This window comes from Micromonospora sp. NPDC005686 (assembly GCF_042871665.1).
Lineage (GTDB): Bacteria > Actinomycetota > Actinomycetes > Mycobacteriales > Micromonosporaceae > Micromonospora.
Genome location: NZ_JBIAIY010000002.1, coordinates 635,866 through 660,075, shown reverse-complemented (window position 1 = coordinate 660,075; position 24,210 = coordinate 635,866). Strand labels below are relative to the sequence as shown.

22 protein-coding genes are annotated in these 24,210 nt (G+C 74.5%); 10 read left to right on the top strand and 12 right to left on the bottom strand.

Annotated elements, in window-relative coordinates; translation table 11 throughout:
- Positions 1–69: 69 nt before the first annotated feature.
- The 4 genes from ACFYON_RS07040 (at position 70) to ACFYON_RS07025 (ending at position 4,180) form a co-directional block, all read left to right on the top strand.
- Complete coding sequence (locus ACFYON_RS07040; RefSeq protein WP_354870575.1) at positions 70–882, top strand: ATP-binding cassette domain-containing protein; 813 nt, start codon at positions 70–72, stop codon at positions 880–882.
- A complete protein-coding gene (locus ACFYON_RS07035) occupies positions 879–2,138 on the top strand; it encodes an ABC transporter permease (RefSeq protein ID WP_354870572.1) in 1,260 nt (419 codons plus the stop codon). Before ACFYON_RS07040 ends, ACFYON_RS07035 begins: the two co-directional genes overlap by 4 nt.
- A 29-nt stretch (positions 2,139–2,167) precedes the next feature.
- On the top strand, positions 2,168–3,343 hold the full coding sequence (locus ACFYON_RS07030; protein WP_354870569.1) for an ROK family protein: 1,176 nt from the start codon (positions 2,168–2,170) through the stop codon (positions 3,341–3,343).
- A 99-nt stretch (positions 3,344–3,442) separates the two neighbouring features.
- Positions 3,443–4,180 (top strand): DUF4142 domain-containing protein, encoded by a 738-nt coding sequence (locus ACFYON_RS07025; protein WP_354870566.1) that lies wholly within the window; start codon positions 3,443–3,445, stop codon positions 4,178–4,180.
- Positions 4,181–4,253: 73 nt separating this feature from the next.
- Here ACFYON_RS07025 and ACFYON_RS07020 read toward each other — a convergent pair whose 3' ends face one another.
- From ACFYON_RS07020 to ung, 7 genes are all read right to left on the bottom strand, one after another.
- On the bottom strand, positions 4,254–6,002 hold the full coding sequence (locus ACFYON_RS07020) for an ABC transporter ATP-binding protein (protein ID WP_354870563.1): 1,749 nt from the start codon (positions 6,000–6,002) through the stop codon (positions 4,254–4,256).
- On the bottom strand, positions 5,999–7,705 hold the full coding sequence (locus ACFYON_RS07015) for an ABC transporter ATP-binding protein (RefSeq protein ID WP_354870560.1): 1,707 nt from the start codon (positions 7,703–7,705) through the stop codon (positions 5,999–6,001). The genes ACFYON_RS07020 and ACFYON_RS07015 overlap by 4 nt, the downstream gene beginning before the upstream one ends.
- 71 nt (positions 7,706–7,776) lie before the next feature.
- Positions 7,777–8,031 (bottom strand): hypothetical protein, encoded by a 255-nt coding sequence (locus ACFYON_RS07010; protein ID WP_354870557.1) that lies wholly within the window; start codon positions 8,029–8,031, stop codon positions 7,777–7,779.
- 17 nt (positions 8,032–8,048) lie between these two features.
- Positions 8,049–9,095 (bottom strand): tRNA (adenosine(37)-N6)-threonylcarbamoyltransferase complex transferase subunit TsaD, encoded by a 1,047-nt coding sequence (tsaD, locus tag ACFYON_RS07005; RefSeq protein ID WP_354870554.1) that lies wholly within the window; start codon positions 9,093–9,095, stop codon positions 8,049–8,051.
- Positions 9,096–9,100: 5 nt separating this feature from the next.
- Positions 9,101–9,544, bottom strand: a complete 444-nt coding sequence (gene rimI, locus ACFYON_RS07000) for a ribosomal protein S18-alanine N-acetyltransferase (RefSeq protein ID WP_354870551.1) — start codon at positions 9,542–9,544, stop codon at positions 9,101–9,103.
- Entirely contained in the window at positions 9,541–10,218 is a 678-nt protein-coding gene (tsaB, locus tag ACFYON_RS06995) for a tRNA (adenosine(37)-N6)-threonylcarbamoyltransferase complex dimerization subunit type 1 TsaB (RefSeq protein WP_354870548.1), read from the bottom strand. The genes rimI and tsaB overlap by 4 nt, the downstream gene beginning before the upstream one ends.
- A gap of 253 nt (positions 10,219–10,471) precedes the next feature.
- Complete coding sequence (gene ung, locus ACFYON_RS06990; RefSeq protein ID WP_354870545.1) at positions 10,472–11,170, bottom strand: uracil-DNA glycosylase; 699 nt, start codon at positions 11,168–11,170, stop codon at positions 10,472–10,474.
- Between the two features lie 179 nt (positions 11,171–11,349).
- On the opposite strand from ung, the gene ACFYON_RS06985 reads away from it, so the two are divergent.
- Complete coding sequence (locus ACFYON_RS06985; protein WP_355094386.1) at positions 11,350–12,732, top strand: lipase family protein; 1,383 nt, start codon at positions 11,350–11,352, stop codon at positions 12,730–12,732.
- Here the strand turns inward: ACFYON_RS06985 and tsaE are convergent.
- From tsaE to ACFYON_RS06965, 4 genes are all read right to left on the bottom strand, one after another.
- Positions 12,729–13,211: a tRNA (adenosine(37)-N6)-threonylcarbamoyltransferase complex ATPase subunit type 1 TsaE gene (gene tsaE, locus ACFYON_RS06980; protein ID WP_354870540.1), complete on the bottom strand. Its 483-nt coding sequence runs from the start codon at positions 13,209–13,211 to the stop codon at positions 12,729–12,731. The genes ACFYON_RS06985 and tsaE overlap by 4 nt on opposite strands.
- Entirely contained in the window at positions 13,208–14,281 is a 1,074-nt protein-coding gene (locus ACFYON_RS06975; protein ID WP_354870537.1) for an alpha/beta hydrolase, read from the bottom strand. The genes tsaE and ACFYON_RS06975 overlap by 4 nt, the downstream gene beginning before the upstream one ends.
- Positions 14,278–15,396: an alanine racemase gene (alr, locus tag ACFYON_RS06970; protein WP_355094384.1), complete on the bottom strand. Its 1,119-nt coding sequence runs from the start codon at positions 15,394–15,396 to the stop codon at positions 14,278–14,280. Before alr ends, ACFYON_RS06975 begins: the two co-directional genes overlap by 4 nt.
- A gap of 83 nt (positions 15,397–15,479) precedes the next feature.
- A complete protein-coding gene (locus ACFYON_RS06965) occupies positions 15,480–16,949 on the bottom strand; it encodes an NAD(P)H-hydrate dehydratase (RefSeq protein WP_354870532.1) in 1,470 nt (489 codons plus the stop codon).
- A gap of 216 nt (positions 16,950–17,165) precedes the next feature.
- On the opposite strand from ACFYON_RS06965, the gene ACFYON_RS06960 reads away from it, so the two are divergent.
- Both ACFYON_RS06960 and ACFYON_RS06955 read left to right on the top strand, forming a co-directional pair.
- Positions 17,166–17,468: a type VII secretion target gene (locus ACFYON_RS06960; protein WP_354870529.1), complete on the top strand. Its 303-nt coding sequence runs from the start codon at positions 17,166–17,168 to the stop codon at positions 17,466–17,468.
- Positions 17,465–19,078, top strand: coding sequence for an alpha/beta hydrolase (locus ACFYON_RS06955; protein WP_354870527.1), 1,614 nt, complete (start codon positions 17,465–17,467; stop codon positions 19,076–19,078). Before ACFYON_RS06960 ends, ACFYON_RS06955 begins: the two co-directional genes overlap by 4 nt.
- 117 nt (positions 19,079–19,195) lie before the next feature.
- On the opposite strand, the gene glmS is transcribed toward ACFYON_RS06955, so the two are convergent.
- Positions 19,196–21,109, bottom strand: coding sequence for a glutamine--fructose-6-phosphate transaminase (isomerizing) (glmS, locus tag ACFYON_RS06950; RefSeq protein WP_354870524.1), 1,914 nt, complete (start codon positions 21,107–21,109; stop codon positions 19,196–19,198).
- 274 nt (positions 21,110–21,383) lie between these two features.
- Between glmS and ACFYON_RS06945 the strand changes: the two genes are divergently transcribed.
- From ACFYON_RS06945 to ACFYON_RS06935, 3 genes are read left to right on the top strand one after another with little or no spacing between them, the layout of a single operon-like run.
- A complete protein-coding gene (locus ACFYON_RS06945) occupies positions 21,384–22,394 on the top strand; it encodes an MmpS family transport accessory protein (protein ID WP_355014809.1) in 1,011 nt (336 codons plus the stop codon).
- 49 nt (positions 22,395–22,443) lie between these two features.
- Positions 22,444–23,631 carry a pyridoxal phosphate-dependent aminotransferase gene (locus ACFYON_RS06940; protein ID WP_387320625.1) on the top strand — a complete coding sequence of 396 codons (1,188 nt, stop codon included), beginning with the start codon at positions 22,444–22,446 and terminating at the stop codon, positions 23,629–23,631.
- Positions 23,628–24,143 carry a hypothetical protein gene (locus ACFYON_RS06935; protein WP_354870516.1) on the top strand — a complete coding sequence of 172 codons (516 nt, stop codon included), beginning with the start codon at positions 23,628–23,630 and terminating at the stop codon, positions 24,141–24,143. The genes ACFYON_RS06940 and ACFYON_RS06935 overlap by 4 nt, the downstream gene beginning before the upstream one ends.
- The last annotated feature ends 67 nt before the right edge of the window (positions 24,144–24,210 follow it).

The following is a 24,210-nucleotide window of genomic DNA, read 5'->3' as shown; positions in this document are numbered from 1 at the left end:
GAACTCCGTGCCGGGCGGCGCCCGCGCCGGACGGGATCCGAGACCTCCCTCCGCCCAAAGGAGAACCCCGTGTCCGCAACCCCCCTGCTGGAGCTACGCGGGATCGACAAGAGCTTCGGTCCCGTCCAGGTGCTGCGCGACGTGGCCTTCGCCGCGCATCCCGGCGAGGTGACCGCGCTCGTCGGCGACAACGGCGCCGGCAAGTCGACCCTGGTCAAGTGCATCAGCGGCATCCATCCCACCGACTCCGGCGAGTTCCTCTTCGACGGCAGGCCGGTGACCATCAACAGCCCTCGCGACGCCGCCGCGCTCGGCATCGAGGTCGTCTACCAGGACCTCGCGCTCTGCGACAACCTCGACATCGTGCAGAACATGTTCCTCGGCCGGGAGAAGCGCAGCGGCATCGTGCTCGACGAGCCGACCATGGAGCAGATGGCCGCCGAGACGCTCGCCGGCCTGAGCGTGCGTACCGTGAAGTCGCTGCGCCAGCACGTGGCCAGCCTCTCCGGCGGCCAGCGGCAGACCGTCGCCATCGCCAAGGCCGTGCTCTGGAACAGCCGGCTGGTCATCCTGGACGAGCCGACCGCCGCGCTCGGCGTCGCGCAGACCGCCCAGGTGCTGGAGCTGGTCCGCCGGCTGGCCGACAACGGCCTGGCAGTGGTGCTCATCTCGCACAACATGAACGACGTCTTCGCCGTCTCCGACCGGATCGCCGCGCTCTACCTCGGCCAGATGGTCGCCCAGGTGAAGACCACCGACATCACCCACTCGCAGGTGGTCGAGCTGATCACCGCCGGCCGCTCCGGCAGCATCGGCCTCGCCGGCGAGCCGGGCGGCAACGGCGCCGCGCCCGCCGACACCACTCCAGGAGCAGTCCGATGACCGCCACCGTCGTGAAGAAGGAAGGCCCGGCCGGCGTCGCGCCGACACCGACCATGAGCAGCCACGTGAACAACTACTGGCGCCGGGTACGCGGCGGCGACATCGGCGCGCTGCCCGCCGTGGTCATGCTGGTGGCGCTCGCGGTCGGCTTCTCGATCGCCCGCCCGTCGTTCTTCACCGCCGGCAACCTGGCGAACCTGTTCACCCAGGGCGCGGCTGTCACGCTCATCGCGATGGGCCTGGTCTTCGTGCTGCTGCTCGGCGAGATCGACCTCTCCGCCGGCTTCGCCAGCGGCGTCTGCGCCGCGATCCTGGCCAACGTGGTCACCGTGCTCGGCTACCCCTGGTACGTGGCGGTGGCCGCCGCGATCGGCACCGGCCTGGTCATCGGCACCGTGCTGGGCCTGCTGGTCGCCAAGGTCGGCATCCCCTCCTTCGTGGTCACGCTCGCCGGGTTCCTCGCCTTCCAGGGCGTCGTGCTCACGCTGATGGACGAGGGCGCCAACATCGCGATCCGGGACGACGTGCTCGTCGCGATCGCCAACCGCAACCTCACCCCGGCGCTGGGCTGGGCGCTGGCCGCGGTGGCCGTCGCCGGGTACGCGGCCGTGCAGTTGCTGCGGCACCGCAACCGGGCCTCCCGTGGCCTGCTCACCGACCCGATCACAGTGGTCGCCGCCCGGATCGGCGGCCTGGCCGTGGTCCTCGGCGTCGCGGTCTACGTGCTCAACCTGGAGCGCAGCCGCAACGTACTGATCACCTCGCTCAAGGGCGTGCCGATCGTGGTGCCGATCATCGCGGTGCTGCTGATCGTCTGGACGTTCGTGCTCCAGCGCACCAGCTACGGGCGGCACATCTACGCGGTCGGCGGCAACGCCGAGGCGGCCCGCCGGGCCGGCATCAACGTCGACCGGATTCGCATCTCCGTCTTCGTCATCTGCTCCTCGATGGCGGCCATCGGCGGCATCGTGGCCGCCAGCAGGGGCAACTCGGTCGACCCCAACACCGGGGGCAGTAACGTACTGCTCTACGCCGTCGGCGCGGCGGTGATCGGCGGCACCAGCCTCTTCGGCGGCAAGGGCCGGGTCCTCGACGCCGTGCTCGGAGGCGCGGTGGTCGCGGTCATCGACAACGGTATGGGACTGATGGGATACAGCTCGGGCGTCAAGTACGTGGTCACCGGCGTGGTGCTGCTCGCCGCGGCGACCATCGACGCGCTGTCGCGTCGGCGGGCCGCCGCCACCGGCAACCGCTGACCCGGGTACGGAAAACAATGGCAGTGGCAATGCGCGCAGGTCCCAGTCAGGACGAGATCCGGCGGCAGAACCTGGGCGCATTGCTCCGCTACGTGCACGTGCACGGCGCCACCAGCCGGGCGGAGCTGACCACCGCGCTGGGGCTCAACCGCAGCACCATCGGCGCGCTGACCGCGGACCTGGCCGGCGCCGGTCTGGTCAGCGAGGGGACGCCGAAGGAGACCGGCCGGGCCGGACGACCGTCACTCGTCGTCCGGCCCGAATCGGAGCGGGTCTACGCGTACGCGTACAGCGTCGAGGTGGACCGGCTGCGGGCCGCCCGGGTCGGGCTCGGCGGTGAGGTGCTCGACCGCCGGGAGATGGACCGGCCGCGCAGCCTGGTCGCCGGGGAGGCCGCCCCGCTGCTCGCCGGCGCGGTCAAGGAGATGCACCAGTCGGTGCCGCCGGACGCGGTCTGCGTGGGCGCCGGGGTGGCGGTGTGCGGCATGGTCCGCCGGGAGGACGGGCTGGTCCGGCTCAGCCCGACCACCGGCTGGGTGGACGAGCCGATCGGCGCGGCGCTCGCCGTCGAGCTGGGGATAGACGTACCGATCACGGTGGGCAACGTGGCCGACGTGGCCGCGTACGCCGAGCACGCCCGCGGCGCGGCGGTCGGCTGCGACAACGTCATCTACATCTACGGCGACGTCGGCGTGGGGGCGGGCATCATCGCCGGCGGCCGGCGGCTGCGGGGGCACGGCGGCTACGGCGGCGAGGTCGGCCACATGGTGGTGGTCCGCGGCGGGGCGCGCTGCGACTGCGGCCGGCGCGGCTGCTGGGAGACCGAGATCGGCGAGCACGGGCTGCTGCGCGCCGCCGGAAGGTCCGAGGCGCGCGGCCGGGACGCCCTGCTCGCCCTCTTCGACGCCGCCGACCGCGGCGACGCCCGGGCCCAGACCGCGGTACGGCAGGCCGGCGACTGGCTCGGCTTCGGCGTGGCGAACCTGGTGAACATCTTCAACCCGGAGATGGTGATCTTCGGCGGCACCATGCGCGACCTCTACCTGGCCTCCGCCGCGCAGGTACGCAGCCGGCTCAACTCCAACGGGCTGCCCGCGTGCCTGGAACACGTGCGGCTGCGTACCCCGAAGCTCGGTGACGACGCGGCGCTGATCGGCGCCGCCGAGCTGGCGTTCGAACGACTCCTCGCCGACCCGCTGAACTGATCGGCCCACCGATCCGTACCAGTGTGCGGACGGGCGCCGGCTTGCGCGGCCGTCCACGGCACCCCGCGTACCGGTCCGGACCGAGGAGGCACCGCAACCATGGCATCGCTGGAATCCGCACGCCGCAAGCTGGCGCACCGGGTGGTACTGCTGCTCGCCGCGCTGGGCGCGGGGCTCGGCGTCGTTCCCGGGACGGCGCAGGCCGCGCCCAACCCCGGCGTGCAGATGAACGCCGCCGACATGACGCTGCTCAACGGCGTACGGCTGGCCGGGTTGTGGGAGATGCCGGCCGGGCAGATGGCGGCTGAGAAGGGCCAGTCCGCCCGGGTACGCGAGGTAGGCGCGGAGATCGCCAAGCAGCACGCGGAGCTGGACCGACTGGTGGTCGAGGCGGCCAACAAGCTCGGCGCCACCCTGCCGACCGATCCGACGACCGAGCAGAAGGGGTGGCTGACCGAGATGCAGAACGCCACCGGCAGCCGGTTCGACCAGATCTTCGTCACCCGGCTGCGGGTCGCCCACGGCAAGATCTTCCCGGTGATCGGCGCGGTCCGGGCCAGCACCCGCGACCCGATCGTGCGCAAGCTGGCCGAGGACGCCAACACGTTCGTCAACGACCACATGACCATGCTGGAGAGCACCGGGCTGGTCCGCTGGCAGCAGCTGCCCCCGGCCGCGCTGCCGCCCGCGCAGAGCGACTCGCTCGTCGCCGCCGCCCAGGCCAACGTGGGCAGCGGCGGTGGGCTCCAGGTCGGCACCGGCGTGGTGTGGGCGGTGTTCCTGATCGCGCTCGGCACCGGCGGGTACGCGACCTGGCGGCTGGCCCGCCGCTCCTGACCCGGCCGTCGAGCGGGCCCCGGCACGTCGGCCGGGGCCCGTCGCGTGTCCTCAGCCGGGCCCGTCGCGCCTTTCAGCCGTGCCAGGAACGCCACAGCGCGGCGTACGAGCCACCGGCCGCGACCAGTTCGTCGTGTGATCCCAGCTCGGTGATCCGGCCGTCGGCGACCACCGCCACGCGGTCCGCGTCGTGCGCGGAGAAGAGCCGGTGCGCGATGGCGATGACGGTGCGGCCCTGCAGCACCGCCGACAGCGAGCGTTCCAGGGCCCGCGCCGCCCGCGGGTCGATCAGCGAGGTGGCCTCGTCCAGCACCAGCGTGTGCGGGTCGGCGAGCACCAGCCGGGCCAGCGCGAGCTGCTGCGCCTGCGCGGGGGTGAGCGGGTGGCCGCCCGCGCCGACCGGCGTGTCCAGCCCGTCCGGCAGGGCCAGCGCCCAGTCCAGCGCGTCGACGGCGGCCAGCGCCGCGCGTACCCGCGCCGGATCGGCGTCCGGCCGGACCATCGCCACGTTGTCGGCGAGCGTGCCGATGAACACGTGGTGCTCCTGGCTGACCAGCGCGACATGGGTACGCAGTTCGGCCAGGGACATGCCGGCGAGCGGGCGGCCGTCCACTGTCACCGTGCCGGCGCTCGGCGCGTGCACGCCCGCCAGCAGCCGGCCCAGCGTCGACTTGCCCGCACCGGACGGGCCGACCATCGCCAGTCGCTCCCCTGGCCGGGGCTCCAGCGTCACGCCGTGCAGCACGTCGTGACCCGGGCGGTACGCGTACCGGACGTCGTACGCGGCGAGCCGGCCCGCACCGGCGGTCCGGGCCGGCGCGGCGGGTGCCGGCGAGCGCTCGTCCGGCTCGGCGGCCACCCCGAGCAGCCGGGCCAGCGACGCGCCGCCGACCTGGAACTCGTCCAGCCAACCGAGCAGCCGCTCGATCGGGTCGGTGAGCTGCTGGGCGTAGAGCGTGGCGGCGGTGACCTGGCCGAGGCTGGCCCAGCCCTTCAGGTGGAACCAGCCGCCGATGAGCAGGGTCGCGACCATCGGCACCAGGTAGCCGAACTCGGCCACCGGCCAGAACACGGTCCGCAGGTAGAGCGTGTAGCGCTCGGCGGCGTACGACCGGCGGATGTCCGCGTCGCCGCGAGCCCGGCGGCGGGCCGCCTGACCCAGCGCCTCGGTGGTCCGCGCCCCCTCGACCGTCTCGCTGATCCCGTCGGTGATGTCCGAGTAGGCGGCGTTCTCCCGAAGGTAGCCCTGCGGCGCGCGGCGCAGGTACCAGCGCGTGCCGGCCCACAGCACCGGCACCGACAGCAGGCTGGGCAGCGCCAGCAGCGGGCCGGTCAGCACCAGCGCGCCGAGGATCAGCAGCACGGTGAGCGCCGCGATGAGCGTCTCCGGCCCGGCGAACCGGACCGTGCGGGACAGCGCGGCGACGTCCCGCGAGGTGCGGGTGAGCAGGTCTCCGGTGCCGGCCCGCTCCACAGTGGCGAGCGGCAGCGCGAGCACCCGGTCGACGAACTCCTCCCGCAGCTCGGCGAGCACCCGCTCACCGAGCCGGGCCGAGGCCAGGTGCGCGAAGCGGACCAGCACCGCCTGCACCACCACGAACGCGGCGATGGCCGCCACGACCCGGTCCACCGTCGTCGCGGCGATGCCCTGGGAGATCCCCTCCACCAGGTCACCGAGCAGGCGCGGAGTGACGAGTCCGGCGCCCGCGGCGAGAGCGTGCAGGCCGAGCACGGCGGCCAGGCCGCGCGGGTGACGGCGGATCAGCTCCCGCGCGTACCGGCGGACCTGGGCGCCGTCGGCGACGGGCAGCGCGTTGCTCATCGATCCTCCTCCCGGCTCACCGTGGCGGCGTAGCGCGGCTCGGTGGCGAGCAGGTCCTCGTGCCGGCCCTCGGCGACGACCTTGCCGTCCTCCACGAAGACGACGTGGTCGGCGTGACCGAGCACCAGCGGGCTCGTGGTGCAGACGAGCGTGGTGCGGCCGTGGCGGGCCGCGCCGAGCCGTTCGGCGATGCGCGCCTCGGTGTGCGCGTCCACCGCGCTGGTCGGCTCGACCAGGATCAACGTCTCCGGGTCGGCGACGAGCGCGCGGGCCAGCCGCAGCCGTTGCCGCTGCCCGCCGGAGAACTCCCGGCCGCGTTCGGCGACCTCGCCGTCCAGGCCGCCGGGCAGCGCCTCGACGATGTCGGTCGCGCTCGCCGCGGCCAGCGCCGCCTCCACCACGCCGGGCTCGGCCCGGTCGTGCGGGTCCAGCTCCGTGCGCAGCACGCCGCTGAACAGCTGCGCGTCGTTGTCGGCCACCAGGATCCGCTCCCGCACCGTCGCCAACGCCACCGCCCGCAGCGGTACGCCGTGCAGCGTGACGTCCCCGTCGGCGTACCGGCCGAGGCGGTCGGCGATCTCGGTGGCGTCCTGCGGGGTGGCGGCGGCCAGCGCGGTGAGCCGGCCCGGTCGCAGCACCAGCCCGGACCGTACGTCCGCCAGCTCGCCCGGCCCGGCCGGCACCGGCACCGGGGTGGCCGGGTCGGTGAACTCCGGCGCGAGCCGCAGCAACCGGACCACCCGGCGGGCCGCCACATGTCCCCGGGTCAGCTTGTCGGCCGCCTCGGTGAGGTTGCGCAGCGGGCTGACCAGGAACGCGGTGTAGCCGTAGAACGAGACCAACTCGCCGGCGCTGATCTCGCCGCGCAGCGCGAACCGGGCGCCCAGCCAGGTCACCAGCACCACGAAGACGCCGGGCAGCAGGATCTGCGCGGCCTGCAACAGCGACTCGACCCGGGCCACCCGCAGCCCGTCCGCGCGCAACGCCTGCGACCGTTGCCGGTAGCGCTCGGAGAGCACCGGCTCGCCGCCGACGCCGCGCAGCACACGCAGGCCGGAGACGATGTCCGCGGCCCGCGCGGTGAGCCGGCCGGTCGAGTCCCGGTACGCGGCCTGCTGCCGGTGCAGCGGGCGGATCAGCAGGGCGACCAACGCCATCAGCAGCGGCACCCCGAGGACCACCACGAGGCCGAGCGGCTGGGAGGCGCTGAGCAGGATCACCGCGACGGTGACGATGCCGACCACCGCCCCGGCGCCGCGGGCGGTGATGTCGACGGCGCCGCCGATGTGCTCGATGTCGGCGGTGCCGATGCTCACCACCTCACCGGCCGCGACCCGGCGGGGCAGCGCGGCACCGAGCCGGTTGGTGGCGTCCACAGTGACCTGCACCGTGCGGTAGGCGGCGCCGAGCCAGTTGTGCACCGCGCAGCGGTGGCGCAGGATCCCGGCGACGGCCTGCACCAGGCCCAGCCCGAGCAGGACCAGACTCCAGCGCAGCAGCGCGTCCGGATCGCGTTGGGCCAGGCCGGCCTCCACGGCGCGGCCGAGCACGGCCGGCACCAGCGCCTGGGCCAGCATCCAGATCACGCCGAGCGCGAGACCCGCGCCGAAGAAGACGGGGTGCCGCCCGGCGAGCCACACGAGATACCGGGTGGCCGACCGCGCGTCGGGGGTGCCGGGATCGCCGGCCGGTGAGAAGCGCATGACCCACCGACGCTAGGTGCCGGGGCGCCCCGGACGCCAACCAGTTTCCGGCCGTCCCGACGACCCTCGCGTCAGCGGTCGACCTGGGTGAAGTCCCAGCTGTGCGGCGGGCGGGCGATCAGCCGGGCCGGCGGTTCGGGCAGCTCCCGGGGGTTGTTCCGCCACTTGGAGATGACCACCAGCCGATGGTCGGTGGAGGAGAAGACCTCGCTGGAGACGTGCATCGGGTCGTGCTCGAACTCGGGCAGCGCGGTGTCGCAGACCCAGGTGATCAGGTCGGCGAAGCCGTACGACTCGGCTTTCGCCTCCCACATCCGGACGATCATGTCGGTCCCCTCCCCGCTCACACGCTGACCACTGTCAGCGGCATCGCCGAGTCGGCCGGCAGGTCCAGCCGGCTCGGCGCGACACCCGCCGCGACCAGGTGGGAGCCGAGCGCGGCCACCATCGCGCCGTTGTCCGTGCAGAGCTTCGGCCGGGGCGTACGCACCCGGATGCCGTGCCTGCCGGCCCGCTGCTCGGCCATCGCCCGCAGCCGGGAGTTGGCCGCCACCCCCCCGCCGATGACCAGCGTGTCGATGCCGCTGCTGCGGCAGGCGTCGATCGCCTTGCCGACCAGCACGTCGCAGACCGCCTCCTGGAAGGACGCGGCCACGTCGGCGACGGGCACCGCCTCACCGGCCCGCTGCCGCGCCTCCACCCAGCGGGCCACCGCCGTCTTCAGGCCGGAGAAGGAGAAGTCGTACCGGTGCCGGGCCAGGTCCTTCGCCGCGGTCAGCCCGCGCGGGAAGGCGATCGCCGCCGGGTCACCGGCGCGCGCCTCGCGGTCGATGTACGGTCCGCCGGGGAACGGCAGCCCGAGCAGCCGGGCCACCTTGTCGAACGCCTCCCCGGCCGCGTCGTCGATGGTGGCGCCGAGCGGTACGACGTCACGGGCCAGGTCGTCGACGCGCAGCAGCGAGGAGTGGCCGCCGGAGACCAGCAGCGCGATCGCGGGCTCGGGCAGCGGGCCGTGTTCGAGCGTGTCCACCGCCACGTGCGCGGCGAGGTGGTTCACCCCGTACACCGGCTTCTCCGCCGCCACCGCGTAGCCCTTGGCGGCGGCGACCCCGACGAGCAGCGCGCCGGCCAGTCCCGGCCCGGAGGTCACCGCGATCGCGTCGATGTCGGCGATGGTGACTCCGGCCTCGCGCAACGCCCGGTCCATTGTCGGCACGATGGCCTCCAGGTGGGCGCGGCTGGCCACCTCGGGCACCACGCCGCCGAACCGGGCGTGCTCCTCGACGCTGGAGGCGAGCGCGTCGGCGAGCAGCGTGTGCCCGCGCACGATGCCCACGCCGGTCTCGTCGCAGGAGGTCTCGATGCCGAGGACCAGGGGTTCGTCAGCCATGCGCGTCAGTCCTCGTTGCGCTGCATGACCAGCGCGTCGGTGTTGCTCGGTTGGTAGTAGCCGCGCCGTACGCCGATCGGCTCGAAGCCGTAGGTGGCGTAGAGCCGTTGCGCGGGCGCGTTGTCGGCGGCGACCTCCAGCAGCGTGCTGCGGACGCCGCGCCGGGCCGCCTCGGCGAGCAGTGCCTCCAGCAGCAGCCGGCCGATCCCCCGGCGGTGCGCGTCCCGGCGGACCGCGACGTTCTGCACCCAGGCCTCGTCGGGCGGGGCCACGGCCAGCCCGGCGTAGCCGAGCACGGTGCCGTCGTCGTCGGTGGCGACCAGGTAGTAGTGCCCGTTGGCCAGCTCGTTCCAGAACATCCCCGCCGACCACTGCTCGGCGCCGAACAGGTCGGCCTCGATGGGCAGCACCTCGTCGATGTGCCACCAGCGGAACCGGCCCAGCCTCACGGCAGTACCGGCTTGTGGCCGGTGGCCGCGACCGCGTCCGGACGGCGCAGGTAGAGCGGGGTGAGCGTCTCACCGGGCGCGCCCGCGCGGATCCGTGGCCCGGCGAGACGGACCAGCGCCAGCGGGTCCGGATAGCGCGGCTCGTCGCGTACCGGCAGCCCCAGCACGTCGGCGTACCGGTGCGCGCCGTCGCCGACCGCGACGGTGACCGCCAGGTCGCGCGCCCGGTCCGCGACCACCGCCGGGGCCGTCACCTCCGGCCCGGCCACGCGCCGGCCGGCGCCGTCGTAGACGGCCCAGTAGATCTCCCGGCGCCGCGCGTCGCTCGCGGCCAGCACCGGCTCGCCGGCGGCCGCCGGGTGGCCGAGCCCGTCCAGCGAGCAGACGCCGTACGTGGGCACGCCGAGCACCTGACCCATCGTGGCGGCGGTGACCAGCCCGACCCGCAGCCCGGTGAACGGGCCGGGACCGAGGCCGGCGACGATCGCGGCCAGGTCGGCGGGCCGGGCGCCGACGTCCGCCAGCACGGCGTCGACCTGCGGCGCGAGCAGCTCGCCGTGGGCGCGGGCGTCGACCGTGCACCGGGACGCGCGGAGCGCGACGCCGTCCGCCGAGACCTCGGCCAGCGCCGCGGTCACCGCGGGCGTCGAGGAGTCCACCACGAGTACGAGCACGGTAAGCCAGCCTAGCCGTCCGCTCCGCCCGCCTCCGGCACGCCCTCGCCGCTCGCCCGGTCACAGTACGCTGGCCGTCCCGGTCGCTCTGGCTGGACGTAGCGCCCGGATCGAACGCGGGGACCGGCTGCCGAGCCTGACCACCGCGGAACGCCTGTTCGCCGCGCTCGGACGGCGACCACGGATCGAGGTCGAGCCGCTGGGCGAGCACCGCCGGCGCCTCACCGGTGGCGGCGGCGAGGCGCCGGACGGGTCAGCCGGCTGAACGCTCCCAGTCGACGGTGGGCAGCCCCGCGTCGGCCAGCGCCTTGTTGGCCGCGCTGAACGGGCGGCTGCCGAGGAAGCCGCGCGGGTTCATCGGGCTCGGGTGCCCGGCCTCCAGCACGACGTGCCGCGGGTTGGTCACCAACGCCGCCTTCTTGCGGGCGTAGCCGCCCCAGAGCAGGAAGACCACGCGCTGGTCGAGCCCGTCGAGCGCCCGGATGGTGGCGTCGGTGAACTCCTCCCAGCCCTTGTTGGCGTGCGAGCCGGGCGTGGCCTGCCGGACGGTCAGCACCGAGTTGAGCAGCAGGACGCCCTGCGCGGCCCAGCCGTCGAGGTTGCCGCTGCGCGGCTTCGGCACGCCCAGGTCCTCGCCCAGTTCCTTGAAGACGTTGCGCAGCGACGGCGGGACGGCCACCCCCTCGCGCACGCTGAAGCTCAGCCCGTGCGCCTGGCCCGCCTTGTGGTACGGGTCCTGCCCGAGGATCAGCACCCGGGTGTCGCCCGGCCCGCACAGCCGGTAGGCGGAGAACAGGTCCTCCAGCGGCGGGAAGACAGTGGCTGTCGCGTACTCCCGGGCGACGAACTCGGCCAGCGCCGCGGTGCGGGCCGGATCGAGGTGGGGGGTGAGCACGGCACGCCAGTCCTCCGGCAGCAGGGCCGGCAGGTCCAGGGTGGGGGCGTCGGGCATCGGCAACCTCTCCTAGTCGGTCGCCCTCTTCATACCAGCCTCGACCGACACTCCCGGGCGGCGGCGGTCCGGGCACTGGCGGGAAAAGTTACCGGAGCGTAACCTACTGGCAAGTTACTTGCGCCACACCACCACTGCTAGCTTGCATCCACCACCATCGATGCTCGCTAGGAGTGCCCGTGAGCAGGAGAAACACTCGTCCCCGCACGCCCTCCGCTGCCCTCTCCCCCCGCCGCGCGATCGGCCTCCGGATGCTGGCCGTCGCCGCGGCGGCAGCCACCTACCTGGCCGGATCCGGCGCAGCCGCAGCCGCAGCCGGAACCACGCCGGTGGTCTCCCGAGGCGTGACGATCCCCGCCTTCTACCAACCGCCCGCCGACCTGCCCGCCGCCAACGGCACGCTGATCCGCACCGAGCCGCTGCCGCTCGGCCTGAGCATCCCCGGGCTCGACGGCCGCCCGATGCCCGGCACGGCCACCCGGCTGATGTACCGGTCCACCGACTCCAACGGCCAGGCCGTCGGCGTGACCGGCGCCTACATCGAACCGTGGACGCAGTGGCGGGGCACCGGGCCGCGTCCGCTGGTGGCCCTCGCCTCCGGCACCATGGGGCAGGGCGACCAGTGCGCGCCCTCGTTCGCCCTGCAACACCCGCTCACGCTCACCGGCGACACCCTGTCCGTCGGCTACGAGGCGCTGGCCGTCTACCGCCTGCTCGCCACCGGCGCCGCCGTCGTGGTCACCGACTACGTCGGTCTGGGCGCGACCGACCGGCTGCACACCTACGTCAACCGGCTCGACGAGGGGCGGGCCCTGCTCGACGCGGCCCGCGCCGCCCGCGCCGTGCCGGGCGCGTCGGTCACCGCCCAGTCCCGGGTCGGCCTGTACGGCTACAGCCAGGGCGGCGGCGCCAGCGCCGCGGCAGCCGAACTCCAGCCCACGTACGCACCCGACGTGCCGCTGGCCGGCACCTACGTCGGTGCGCCGCCGGCCGACCTGACCGCCGTCCTCGGCGGCATCGACGGCAGCGCGCTGGCGGGAGCGCTGGGCTGGTCGCTCAACGGATTCGCCCAGTCCGACCCGGCGGTGCGGGACGTCATCGAGGCGAACGTCAACGACGCCGGCCGGGCGGCGCGCACGGACACCTCGACCATGTGCGTCGGTGACGCGATCCTGCGGTACGCGTTCACCAGGAGCAGCAGATGGATCACCGGCGGCCGGTCCCTCACCGCCGTCATCGCCGCCTCCCCCGAGGCGAGCGCCGTGCTCGACCGGCAGCGCATCGGCACGCTCAAGCCGGCCGGCCCGGTACGCGTGGCCACCGGCGTCCAGGACGACATCGTGCCGCACCGGCAGGCCCGCCAACTGGCTGTCGACTGGTGCCGCAAGGGCGCCAACGTGACCTACCAGGCCGTCAGCCTGCCCAACCTCGGGGACAAGCTCCTCACCAATCACCTGGCGCCGCTCATCACCGACCAGGGTGACGCGGTGGCCTGGCTGACCGACCGGCTCGCCGGTCGCACTGCCTACTCCAACTGCTGGACGATGCCACTCCAGCCCTAGGACAGTTCGGCGACCCGGGCGGCCCAGTCGCCGCCGACCGGCTCCAGCGTGACCGCCCGGGTGTCGTCGTCCCGCCGGTCGATGCGGACCCGCAGGTGCGCGTCGGTCAACTGCTCGACCATCCCCTCGCCCCACTCCACCACGGTGACCGCCTCGTCCACCGAGGCGTCCAGGTCGAGGTCGTCGATCTCCGCCCGCGGGTCGGCGGCCTCGCCCAGGCGGTACGCGTCGGCGTGCACGAGCGTCACCCGGCCGCCCCGCGCCGGGTCGGGCCGGTGCACCCGGGCGATGACGAAGGTGGGCGAGGTGATGTCCCCGCGTACGCCCAGGCCGGCGCCGATGCCCTGGGTCAGCGCGGTCTTGCCGGCCCCGAGCGGCCCGCTGAGCAGCAACAGGTCGCCGGCGCGCAGCACACCGGCCAGCCGCCGCCCGAACTCGTGGGTGTCGTCGACTGTCTTCAGCTCCACGATCACCGTCATAGCGAATCCAGGAACCTCTCCAGCGCCGTGTTCACCTCGTCTGCGTGCTCCAACATCACCACGTGCCCGCTGTCGTGGATCTTCACGAACTCGGCGTGCGGCAGCCGGCGGACGAGCTCCTCGGAGTGCGTCACCGGCGTGATCATGTCCTTGTCCCCCACGATCACCAGCACCGGCGCGCCGGCCAGCGCGGCCAGCGCGGGGAACCGGGAGTGGGTGACGATCGTGCGCAGGTAGCGGGTGACGGTGTCGGCCGAGGTGCGCGAGTTCATCATCTCGACGTACGACACCAGGGCCGGGCTCGGCTTCGAGGTGCCGAAGCCGTACTTGCGGGTGAGCAGCCAGGCCACGTTCGCCGTCGACCGGCGGGCCCGATCGATCACCGTGCCGCCGTACCGGGTGGCGTTACTCATCATGTAGAGCACCGGCGAGCCGACGCGCCCGAGCAGCGCGGGCGCCACCAGCTTGGCCTCCGCCGCCAGGCCGCCCGAGGTGGCCATCAGCACGGTGCCGACCACGCGGTCACCGAACAGCTCCGGGTACAGCTCGGCCAGCGCCATGATCGTCATGCCGCCCATCGAATGCCCGACCAGCACCAGCGGGCCGTCCGGGGCCACCTCGTCGAGCACCCGGCGCAGCGTGCGACCCAGCGCGGTCAGGTCGTACTCCCCGCTCTCCAGCCGGCCGGAGCGGCCGTGCCCCGGCTGGTCGTACGCGACCACCCGGTAGTCGCCGCGCTCGGCGAGCCGCTTGCGCTGGAAGTGGAACGTGCCCATGTCCAGGCAGAACCCGTGCACCAGCACCACCGTCGGGTGCCCGGCGACCGGTCGGGTCGGCTCGACCACCTCCACGTGGATGTCGGTGCCGTCCGGCATCTCCAGCCGGTACGCCTCGTCGTGGCGCTGCTCGCCGAAGACCTCGCCGGCGTACCGGTCGGCCGGGTCGTTCTTGAGCCGGCGGACCAGCACCCGCTCGCCGACCACGCCCGCGGCGAGCCCGGCGGCGGCCACGCCGACCAGGCCGGCCACCTTCCCGGCGGCGGTACGCGGACGCGGCAACCGGACGTTCACGCGCGCTCGCCGTCGTAGACCCGGGGCACCCGCACGCCACCGAAGCGGGTCACGATCTCGTAATTGATCGTGCCGACCGCCTCGGCCCAGTCGTCGGCGGTGGGCTCGCCGTCCGCGCCGCTGCCGAACAGCGTCGCCACGTCGCCCGCGGCCACCTCGTCGTCGCCGCAGTCGACCACGAACTGGTCCATGCAGACCCGGCCGGAGATGGCCCGGCGCTTGCCGGCGAGCTGCACCGGGCCGGTGTTGGAGGCGTGCCGGGGCACCCCGTCGGCATAGCCGAGCGGCACCACAGCGAGGTTGGTCTCCTGCTCGGTGAGGTAGGTGTGCCCGTAGGAGACACCGGTGCCGGCCGCTACGCGTTTGGTGAGCATCACCCGGGCGCGGGCGGTCATGGCGGGACGCAGACCGAACTGCTCGCCCGCGACCGGCGACAGGCCGTAGACGGCGATGCCGGGGCGGACCAGGTCGAAATGGGTGTCCGGCCGGGTGAGCGTGGCGGCCGAGTTGGCCAGGTGCCGGTAGCGCGGACGCAGACCGGCGCGGGCCACCATCTCCAGCCCTTCCTGGAAGACGGCGAGCTGGCGGCTGGTGGTGGGGTGGCCGGGCGAGTCCGCGTACACGAAGTGGCTCCACACGCCGACCACCTCGACCAGGCCTTCGGCCTGGGCCTTCGCGGCGGCCTCCAGCAGCGTCGGCCAGTCCGCGACGGTGGCGCCGCCCCGGGCCAACCCGGTGTCGATCTTGAGATGCAGCCGGGCCGCGCGGCCCGCCCGGCGGCTCGCCTCGACCATCTCGTCGAGCTGGGCGAGGCTGGCGCAGCCGAGGTCGACCCCGACGGTGATCCCGTCGTGCAACGGCAGACCGGGGTCGAGCAGCCAGGCCAGCACCGGCGCGGTGATGCCCGCCTCGCGCAGGCGCAGCGCCTCGTCGAGCGTGCAGACGCCCAGTTGGTCCGCGCCCGCGTCGAGCGCCGCGCGGGCGGCCGGCACCATGCCGTGGCCGTACCCGTCACCCTTGACCACCGCCATCAGCTCGGCGCTGGTGCCGGCCTTGAGCCGGGTCACGTTCTCCCGGATCGCGTCCAGGTCGACGCGCACCTCCGACTGCCACATGTCCTCAGCCTACTTCCGTCAATGATCATCAGAGCGGCGAGCCGGATGGGCGGCGCCCTCGCTACCTGACGTCGCCGCCCGGATCAGCCCAGCCGGGCCAGTACCGGACGCAACGCGGCGGCCACGTCGGGCGCGGTCACCGGACCGCCGCGCGCCGCCTCCCGGCCGGCCAGCCCGTGCAGGTACGCCGCCGCGGCGGCGGCCCGCTCCGGCGCCAGCCCGGCGGCGAGCAGCGAGCCGAGCAGCCCGGCCAGCACGTCACCGGTGCCTCCGGTGGCCAGTGCCGGGGTGCCGGTCGGATTCACGTACGCGCGGCCGTCGGGCGTGCCGATGACCGTGCGGTCCCCCTTGAGCAGCACCACCGCGTTCATCCAGGCGGCCAGCCGCAGCGCGGCGGCGACCCGGTCCTCCCCCGGCATCTCGCCGCAGAGCCGGGCGAACTCCCGGTCGTGCGGCGTCACCACTATCGGCGCGTCCCGGCCGCGCAGCCGGTCGGCCAGCTTGCCGTCCACCAGCAGCGTCAGGGCGTCCGCGTCGAGCACCACCGGCACCGGCGCGGCCAGCACCGCGCGCAGTTCGGCCGCGGACTCCTCGCCGGTGCCGAGCCCGGAGCCGCAGACCCACGCCTGCACCCGGCCGGCATCGGCGACCCGGCCGGTGGCGATCACCGACGGGTGCTGGTGCAGCACCTCGCCCTTGGCGCTCCCGGCGTAGCGGACCAGGCCGGTGGGACCGGCGAGCGCACCGGCGACCGAGAGCACCGCCGCGCCCGGGTAGGTGGCCGAGCCGGTGGCCACGCCGACGACGCCCCGGGAGTACTTCTCCGAGGACGCGCCGAGCGCCGGCCACCAGTCGGCCACGTCCGTCCGCTCGATCACCTGGAGCGCCGGAGTGCCACGCAGCCAGGGCGTCAGCCCGATGTCGACCAGCTCGACCTCTCCGGCCAGCTCGGCGGCCGGACCGACGACCAGGGCCGGCTTGAGCGCGCCGAAGGCGACGGTCACGTCGGCGCGCACCGCGCGGGGCCGCCCCGAGTCGGTGAGCGGGACGTGGCCAGTGTCGACGGCGACGCCGCTCGGCACGTCGACAGCGACCACCGTGGCGGGCGTGCCGTCGCGCCCACGCTGCCCGGTCAGGCTCGCGGCCAGCTGCTCTGCCGTCTCCCGCAGCCCGCCGGTGCCGCCGATGCCCACGATGCCGTCGAGCACCAGGTCGACCACCGCGGGTGGCCGGTCGGCCACCCGCCCCCCGGCGGCGCGCAGGGCGGTCAGGCCCTCGGCGTGCGCCCGGCCCGGCGTGAGGAGCAGCGCGGTCACCGCCGCGCCCCGGCGGGCCAGGTGCGCGCCCGCGTAGAGGGCGTCACCGCCGTTGTCGCCGGACCCGACGAGCAGCAGCACCCGGGCTCCGTAGACGCCACCCCGGTCGCCGAGCGACAACGCGCAGCGGCGGGCCAGCCCGGCCGCGGCCCGCTGCATCAGCGTGCCGGGCGGGAGGGTGGCCATCAGGCCCGCTTCCGCCGCGCGAACGTCGGCGACCCGCCACACCCGTCTCATGCCACCCCACCCCGTTCGTCGCGCCGGCTCAGCTTCCGCCCGCGGCTCCCCCGATCACGGCCTCAGCCTACCGGCGGTACGCGGCCCGGACCGGCTGACGGAGCGCCCCTGTGGATAACCCGGAACGTTGTCCACAGGGGTCGGCGGACGCTGTCCAGTGCCGCCTAGCCTCCCGGTGTCCGGGGCCGGCCGGTGGTGCCGGGCGAGGGAGGGCACGTGGTGGAGAAACCGTTCGACGTCGACCCGGGGCTGCTGCGCACGGTGGCGCGCGAGCTGGCCGACGACGCGTACCGACTGGCCAGCGGGCCGGGTGCGGCGCCGGAGTCGTTGCTGGTGGCGGCGCCGGACGGCTGGCGCTCCGGGACGGCGCTGGCCGACCTGGAGGCGGCGGTGCGGCGCTGGTCCGGCGCGCTCGGCACCCGGGTGGCCGACACCGCCGAGGCGTTGCGTCGCGGGGCGGACGGCTACGAGGCGGCGGACGAGCGCGCCGCCCGTCGGCTCGCCGGGGTGCTCCGGTGAACGGCGGCGCCGCCGACGTGCCGGCCGGTTACGCGCAGCTCTGGCGGGCCGACCCGGCCTCCTGGCTCACCGCCGCGACGGCATGGCGGGGACTCGCCGGGCCGGTACGGCGGCGCGCCGACGCGCTGGCCACCCGGATCGGCACGCTCCGCCCCGGGTGGTCGGGTACGGCCTCGACGGCGGCACAACGGCGGATCGGGGACCTGCGCACCGAGCTCACCGACGTGCTGCCGGCGTTGTTCGAGGTCGACCAGGTGCTCGCCGAGTTCGGCGCGCGCCTGGGCGCGGCGAAGGCCCGGCTCGGCGCCGAGGTGGCCCGCGCCGAGTCCGGTGGCCTGCTCGTGGACCGCACCGGAGCGGTCCGGCCCGATCCGGCCCGGCCGGTGGCGCGGGCCGGGCCGGCGGTGGTCGACGCGCGGGCCGGGATCCGGGGCGCGCTCACGCTCGCCGGGGCCGCCGACCGGGAGGCGGCCGTCCGGCTGGCGGAACTGACCACCGCGGCGGTGACCGGCTGGGTCAGCGTCCCGTCCGCGTGGCGGCCGGGCCCCGGTGCCGGGCCGGCCGAGGTGAGCCGCTGGTGGGCGGCGCTGAGCGCGGCCGAGCGGCGCTGGCTGGTGGGGCGGGAACCGGATCGAATCGGCCGCCTCGACGGGTTGCCGGCCGCCGCGCGGGACCAGGCCAACCGGCTGCTGCTCGGCCAGCGGCGGGAGCAGCTGCGCGTCCGGCGGCTCGCGCTGCTGCGCCCGCTTCCGGCCGGCCCGTTGGAGGCGTCCCGGCGGGTCCGGCTGGCCGGTGTCGAGGCGGCGTTACGCGGGCTGGACGGGCTCGGCGAGCGGCTGGCGTCGGGCGGGACGCCCCGGGCGTACCTGCTGGGGCTGGACCCGGCCGGCGACGGCCGCGCGGTGGTGGCGCTCGGGAACCCGGACCGCGCCGCCTCGGTGCTCACCTACGTCCCGGGCATGACCTCGGATCTCGCCGACGCCCCGGCCGAGCTGGGCCGGGCGGCCCGGGTGCTGCGGCGGTGCGCGGCGCTCGGGCCGGGCGACGAGGTGGCGGCGGTGCTCTGGCTGGACTACGACGCGCCGGACTTCCTCACCGACGCGGCCGGCACCCGGCAGGCCGAGGAGGCCGGTCCGGCGCTGCACCGGTTCCAGGAGGGGTTGCGGGCCGCGCACGAGGGCCCGCCGGCCCGGCAGACGGTTCTCGGGCACAGCTACGGCTCGCTCGTGGTCGGCGCCGCCGCCCGCGACCACGGGTTGAGCGCTGACGCCCTGGTCTTCGTGGGCTCCCCGGGAGTCGGCGTGGACCACGCCGCCGACCTGCGGATGCCCGCCGGCCAGGTCTGGTCGTCGACCGCGCCGGACGACGTGATCCGGCTGGCGCGCCCGCCGGACGAGCTGGCCCGCCGCGCGCTCCTGGCGGGTACGCCGCTCGGTCCGGCGCTCGCCGCGCTGGACGGGCACGGCGAGCGCCTCTGGTTCGGCGCCGACCCGAGCGCGCCGGGCTTCGGCGGCCGGCGCTTCCCGAGCGCCCCGCACGGCCACACCGGCTACTGGGATCCGGACAACCCGGCGCTGGACGGCATGGCCCGGATCGTGCTGGGCCGGTGACCGGCGCCCCCTCCGGCAGCCGCCCGCAGCCTTCCGGCGACCGCCCGCGAGGCAGGCCGGCAACGGCGCGGTCCCTCCGCCCGGTGAAGGGGCGGAGGGACCGTGGACGAGACCGGGCTACTCGACGGTGACCGACTTGGCCAGGTTCCGGGGCTGGTCGACGTCGTGCCCGCGGGCGGCGGCGATCTCGGCGGCCAGCACCTGTAGCGGCACGGTGGTCACCAGCGGCGCCAGCAGCGTCGGCGTACGCGGCACGTAGATCAGGTGGTCGGCGTAGCGGACCACGGCCTGGTCGCCCTCCTCGGCGATCACGATGGTGCGGGCGCCGCGGGCGCGTACCTCCTGGATGTTGGAGACGACCTTGTCGTGCAGCATGCCCCGGCCGACCGGGGAGGGCACGATGCAGATCACCGGGGTGCCCTTGTCGATCAGCGAGATCGGGCCGTGCTTCAGCTCGCCGGCGGCGAAGCCCTCGGCGTGCATGTACGCCAACTCCTTCAGCTTCAGCGCGCCCTCCAGCGCCACCGGGTAGCCCACGTGCCGGCCGATGAACAACACCGTCGGCTCGGACTTCAGCTCGCGGCCCAGCTCGCGGACCGGCTCGATGCGGTCCAGCAGCTCCCGCAGCTTGCCCGGCATCTCCTGGAGCTGGGCCACCACAGCGCCCACCTCGTCGGCGAACTTGATGCCGCGCACCTGGGCCAGGTGCAGGCCGATCAGGTAGCAGGCGACGACCTGGGTGAGGAACGCCTTGGTGGAGGCGACAGCGATCTCCGGCCCGCCGTGGGTGTAGAGCACCGCGTCGGACTCGCGCGGGATGGTCGAGCCGTTGGTGTTGCAGATCGCCAGCACGCGGGCCTTCTGCTCCTTGGCGTGGCGCAGCGCCATCAGCGTGTCCATCGTCTCGCCGGACTGCGAGATCACCACGATCAGCGTGGACCGGTCCAGCACCGGGTCGCGGTAGCGAAACTCGCTGGCCAGCTCCACCTCGCAGGGGATGCGGGTCCAGTGCTCGATGGCGTACTTGGCGACCAGGCCGGCATGGTAGGAGGTGCCGCAGGCGACGATGAAGATCTTGTCGACGTCGCGCAGGTCCTGCTCGCTGAGGCGGACCTCGTCGAGGGCGATCTCGCCGGTCTCGGTGAGCCGGCCCAGCAGCGTGTCGGCGATGGCCTGCGGCTGCTCCTCGATCTCCTTGAGCATGAACCAGTCGTAGCCGCCCTTCTCGGCGGCTGACGAGTCCCAGTCGATGTGGAAGTCCGTGCCGCTCGCCGGCTGACCGGCGAAGTCGGTGATGTCGATGCTGTCCGGCGTGATCAGGACGATCTGGTCCTGCCCCAGCTCGACCGCGTCCCGGGTGTGCTCGATGAACGCGGCGACGTCGCTGGCCAGGTAGTTCTCGCCGTCGCCCCGGCCGACCACCAGCGGCGAGTTGCGCCGGGCGCCGACCACCGCGCCGGGGATGCCGGCGTCGACGGCGAGCAGCGTGAACGCGCCCTCCAGGCGCCCGCAGACCACGCGCATGGCGGCGGTGAGGAGCTGCGGGCTGTCGGTCTCACCGACCGCGCGCAGGTCGGCCAGCGCGCGGGCGATCAGGTGCGCGGCGCATTCGGTGTCGGTGTCGCTGGCGAACTCGACACCCTCGTCCTCCAGCTCGGCGCGGAGCTTCGCGAAGTTCTCGATGATGCCGTTGTGGATCACCGCGACCCGGCCGTCCGGGGAGAGGTGCGGGTGGGCGTTGCGGTCGGTCGGGCCGCCGTGCGTGGCCCAGCGGGTGTGGCCGATGCCGGTGGTGCCGTCGCCGATGCCGATCGGGCTGGCGGCGCAGTCCTCGGGGTTGTCCGCCGCCCGCTCGGAGAGGACCTTCTCCAGGTTCGCGAGCTTGCCGGCCTTCTTCTCGATCAGCAGCTCGTCCTCGCAGACCACGGCGACACCGGCCGAGTCGTAGCCGCGGTATTCGAGCCGCCGCAGTCCGTCGAGCACGATGCCGAGCGCCGGGCGGGCGCCGGCGTAACCCACGATTCCACACATGGTCCGCAGCCTAACCGAGTTTCGCTCATCGCGCGTGCTCGGAAGGCGGGTTAACGAACACTGAATTTGAGCGAACCGGACGCCGGGACGACCATTGCCGGACAAGGCCACCATACGGGTCGTTCGGACCCTCCCGGACCGGTCCGGGACGCGGCACGCGGACCGTCGGCCGGGACCGCACCGTGGCCCGCGCCGCCTACATTGAGGCCGGGTGCCCGTCCCCCGGGCCCACCGTCCCGCAGTCGTCCGCGCCTTACCCCTGTGAGCTGAGCCGATGTCCGAGACGACCCCCACCCCCGAGCCGGCCGCCGGGCCGGTCGACCCGACCGCCCCGCAGCCCTCCATGTGGACGCCGCCGGACCCGCTGGCCGCTCCGCAACCCTGGGCTCCGCCCGAGCCCTGGTCGCCGTCCCCGGCTCCGGCCCCCTGGCCGGAGCCGGGCCCGGAGAGCCCGCCCGGAACCGACCCCGCCACCTCCCCGGGCGGCGCGGTGGCCGAACCCGCCGACCCCGCCGAACCAGCTAAACCGGCCGAACCGGCGAAACCAGCCAGACCGGTGGAACCGGCGAAGCCAGCCGAAGCAGCGAAACCGGCCGCCCCGGTGGAAGCGGTGGAACCGGCGAAACCGGCCGAGCCGTCGCGTCCGGCCGTCCCGGCGGGCTCCGGCAATCCGCAGTCGTCAGTTGTCCGGGGCGCACCCGGTTGGCCGTTCCGGCCCGGCGCCTCGGGCGTACCCGGCTCGTCGGCGCGGCCGGGCCGGGTGCCCGGCTCCCTCCCGCCGCTGTACGCGCATCCCGCCCCGCCGACCCGCCGCAGCGGCGGTAGCTGGGCGTTCGGCATCGTCACCGTCCTGGCGATCCTCGCCGTCGGCCGCATCTGGATGTTCTACATCAACAGCCCCATCAACGGCGGGACAGCCCCGGGCGGGAGCTACGACGCCCCGACGCCGGTGCGGTCCAGCGAGCGGGCCGTCACGCCGGAGCGTCGGTTCTCGACGCCGGCGACCACACCGTCCGGCGGTCCCGGCCGGTTCACAGTGCTGTACGAGGTCACCGGCACGGCCCGTGAGGCGGTGGTGCTGTTCCACGACGCCGACGCCAAGTTCCTCCAGCCCGACAACGTGGCCATGCCCTGGCGGCTGAAGTTCACCACCAACAACCGCGACCAGGTGCGGCTCGTCGCCACCTCGATCGGCTCGGGCAACGTGACCTGCCAGATCACCATTGACGGCCAGGTGGTCGTCAGTCACTCGGGCCGGTACGGCGTGGACTGCTTCATCCCGTGAGCCGTCTTCATCCCGTGAGCCGTCGGCGGCGGGTCGTAGGGTGGGCGCCGTGACAACCACCGATCCGCTCGTGGCCCGGATGCGGCCGTTCGGCACCACCGTGTTCGCCGAGATGTCCGCGCTGGCCGTGCGTACCGGCGCGGTCAACCTGGGGCAGGGCTTCCCGGACACCGACGGCCCGCCGGAGATGCTCGCCGCCGCCGCCGAGGCGCTGCGTACCGGCCACAACCAATACCCGCCCGGCCCGGGGATCCCCGCGCTGCGCGCCGCCGTTGCCGACCACCAGCGGCGGTTCTGGGGCCTGGAGTACGACCCGGACGGCGAGATCGTGGTGACGGCCGGCGCCACCGAGGCGGTCGCGGCGAGCATCCTCGCGCTCTGCGAGCCGGGCGACGAGGTGATCTGCTTCGAGCCGTACTACGACTCGTACGCCGCCTCGATCGCGCTCGCCGGTGCGGTGCGCCGCCCGGTGACGCTGCGTCCCGGTGCCGACGGCCGGTACACCTTCGACCCGGACGCGCTGCGCGCCGCGTTCGGGCCTCGTACCCGGCTGGTGCTGCTGAACTCGCCGCACAACCCGACCGGCAAGGTCTTCACCGCCGACGAGCTGACAACGGTCGCCGAGCTGTGCCGGGAACACGACGTGTACGCGGTCACCGACGAGGTCTACGAGCACCTGGTCTTCACCGACGCCGCCGAGCCGCACGTGCCGCTCGCCACGCTGCCCGGCATGCGGGAGCGGACGCTGCGCATCTCGTCGGCCGGCAAGACGTTCTCCTGCACCGGCTGGAAGGTCGGCTGGGTGAGCGGGCCGGCGCCGCTGGTGGCCGCCGTGCTGCGGGTCAAGCAGTTCCTGACGTTCGTCAACGCCGGGCCGCTGCAACCCGCGGTCGCGGTGGCGCTCGGGCTGCCGGACGCGTACTTCACCGGGTTCCGGGACGACATGCAACGTCGGCGGGACCAGCTCGTCGCCGGGCTCGCCGACGCCGGGTTCGGCGTGCTCACGCCGGAGGGGACCTACTTCGTCACCGCCGACGTCACGCCGCTCGGCGGCCGGGACGGGGTGGAGTTCTGCCGGGCGCTGCCGGAGCGCTGCGGCGTGGTGGCGGTGCCGACGCAGGTGTTCTACGACGACGTGGCGGCCGGCCGGCACCTGATCCGGTTCGCGTTCTGCAAGCGGCCGGAGGTGCTGGCCGAGGCGGTGACCCGGCTGCGGCGGGTCCGGAAAGACGGATGAGCGACGGGTACACCGCGCGGCTGCGACGGCTCGCCGCCCAGCGCCGCAGCGACACGATGCTCTCGGGCGTACGCCCGGCATCGGTACGGGAGCAGCTCACCGCGCTCGGCGCGACGGCCGGTGACGACCTGCCCGACCTGTACGGCGAGGGCGGACCCGTGGCCGAGCTGGAGTTGCGGTATGCGCGGGCCTGGCGGCACCGCTACGGCGGCACGCTGTTCCAACAGTGGCCGGCGGCGCTGGCCGCCCTGCCCGGCGCCCGGGTGTACCCGGCTCCGCCGCACACCCACCAGTTCCGGTTCTGGCTGCCGTATCCGGCGGCGGCGCTGGACGCGGCCAACCTCGCCCTGGCCGAGGAGGAGCGAGCCTGGTTCGTCGGCGGCTGGCGGGACACCGACGTGTCCGGGCTGGCGCTGGCCGAAGTGACGGTGGCGGGGCCGGCGCGGGAGCTGGACGCCGACGCGGTGGCCGACCTGGCCGCCCGCTTCCTGCGCCGGGTACGCACGACCTGATCGCGCCGCCTGTCCACCTTGCCGCCGTGGCTACCGACGCACCGGCCGGCCGTTCCCATGCCACCGT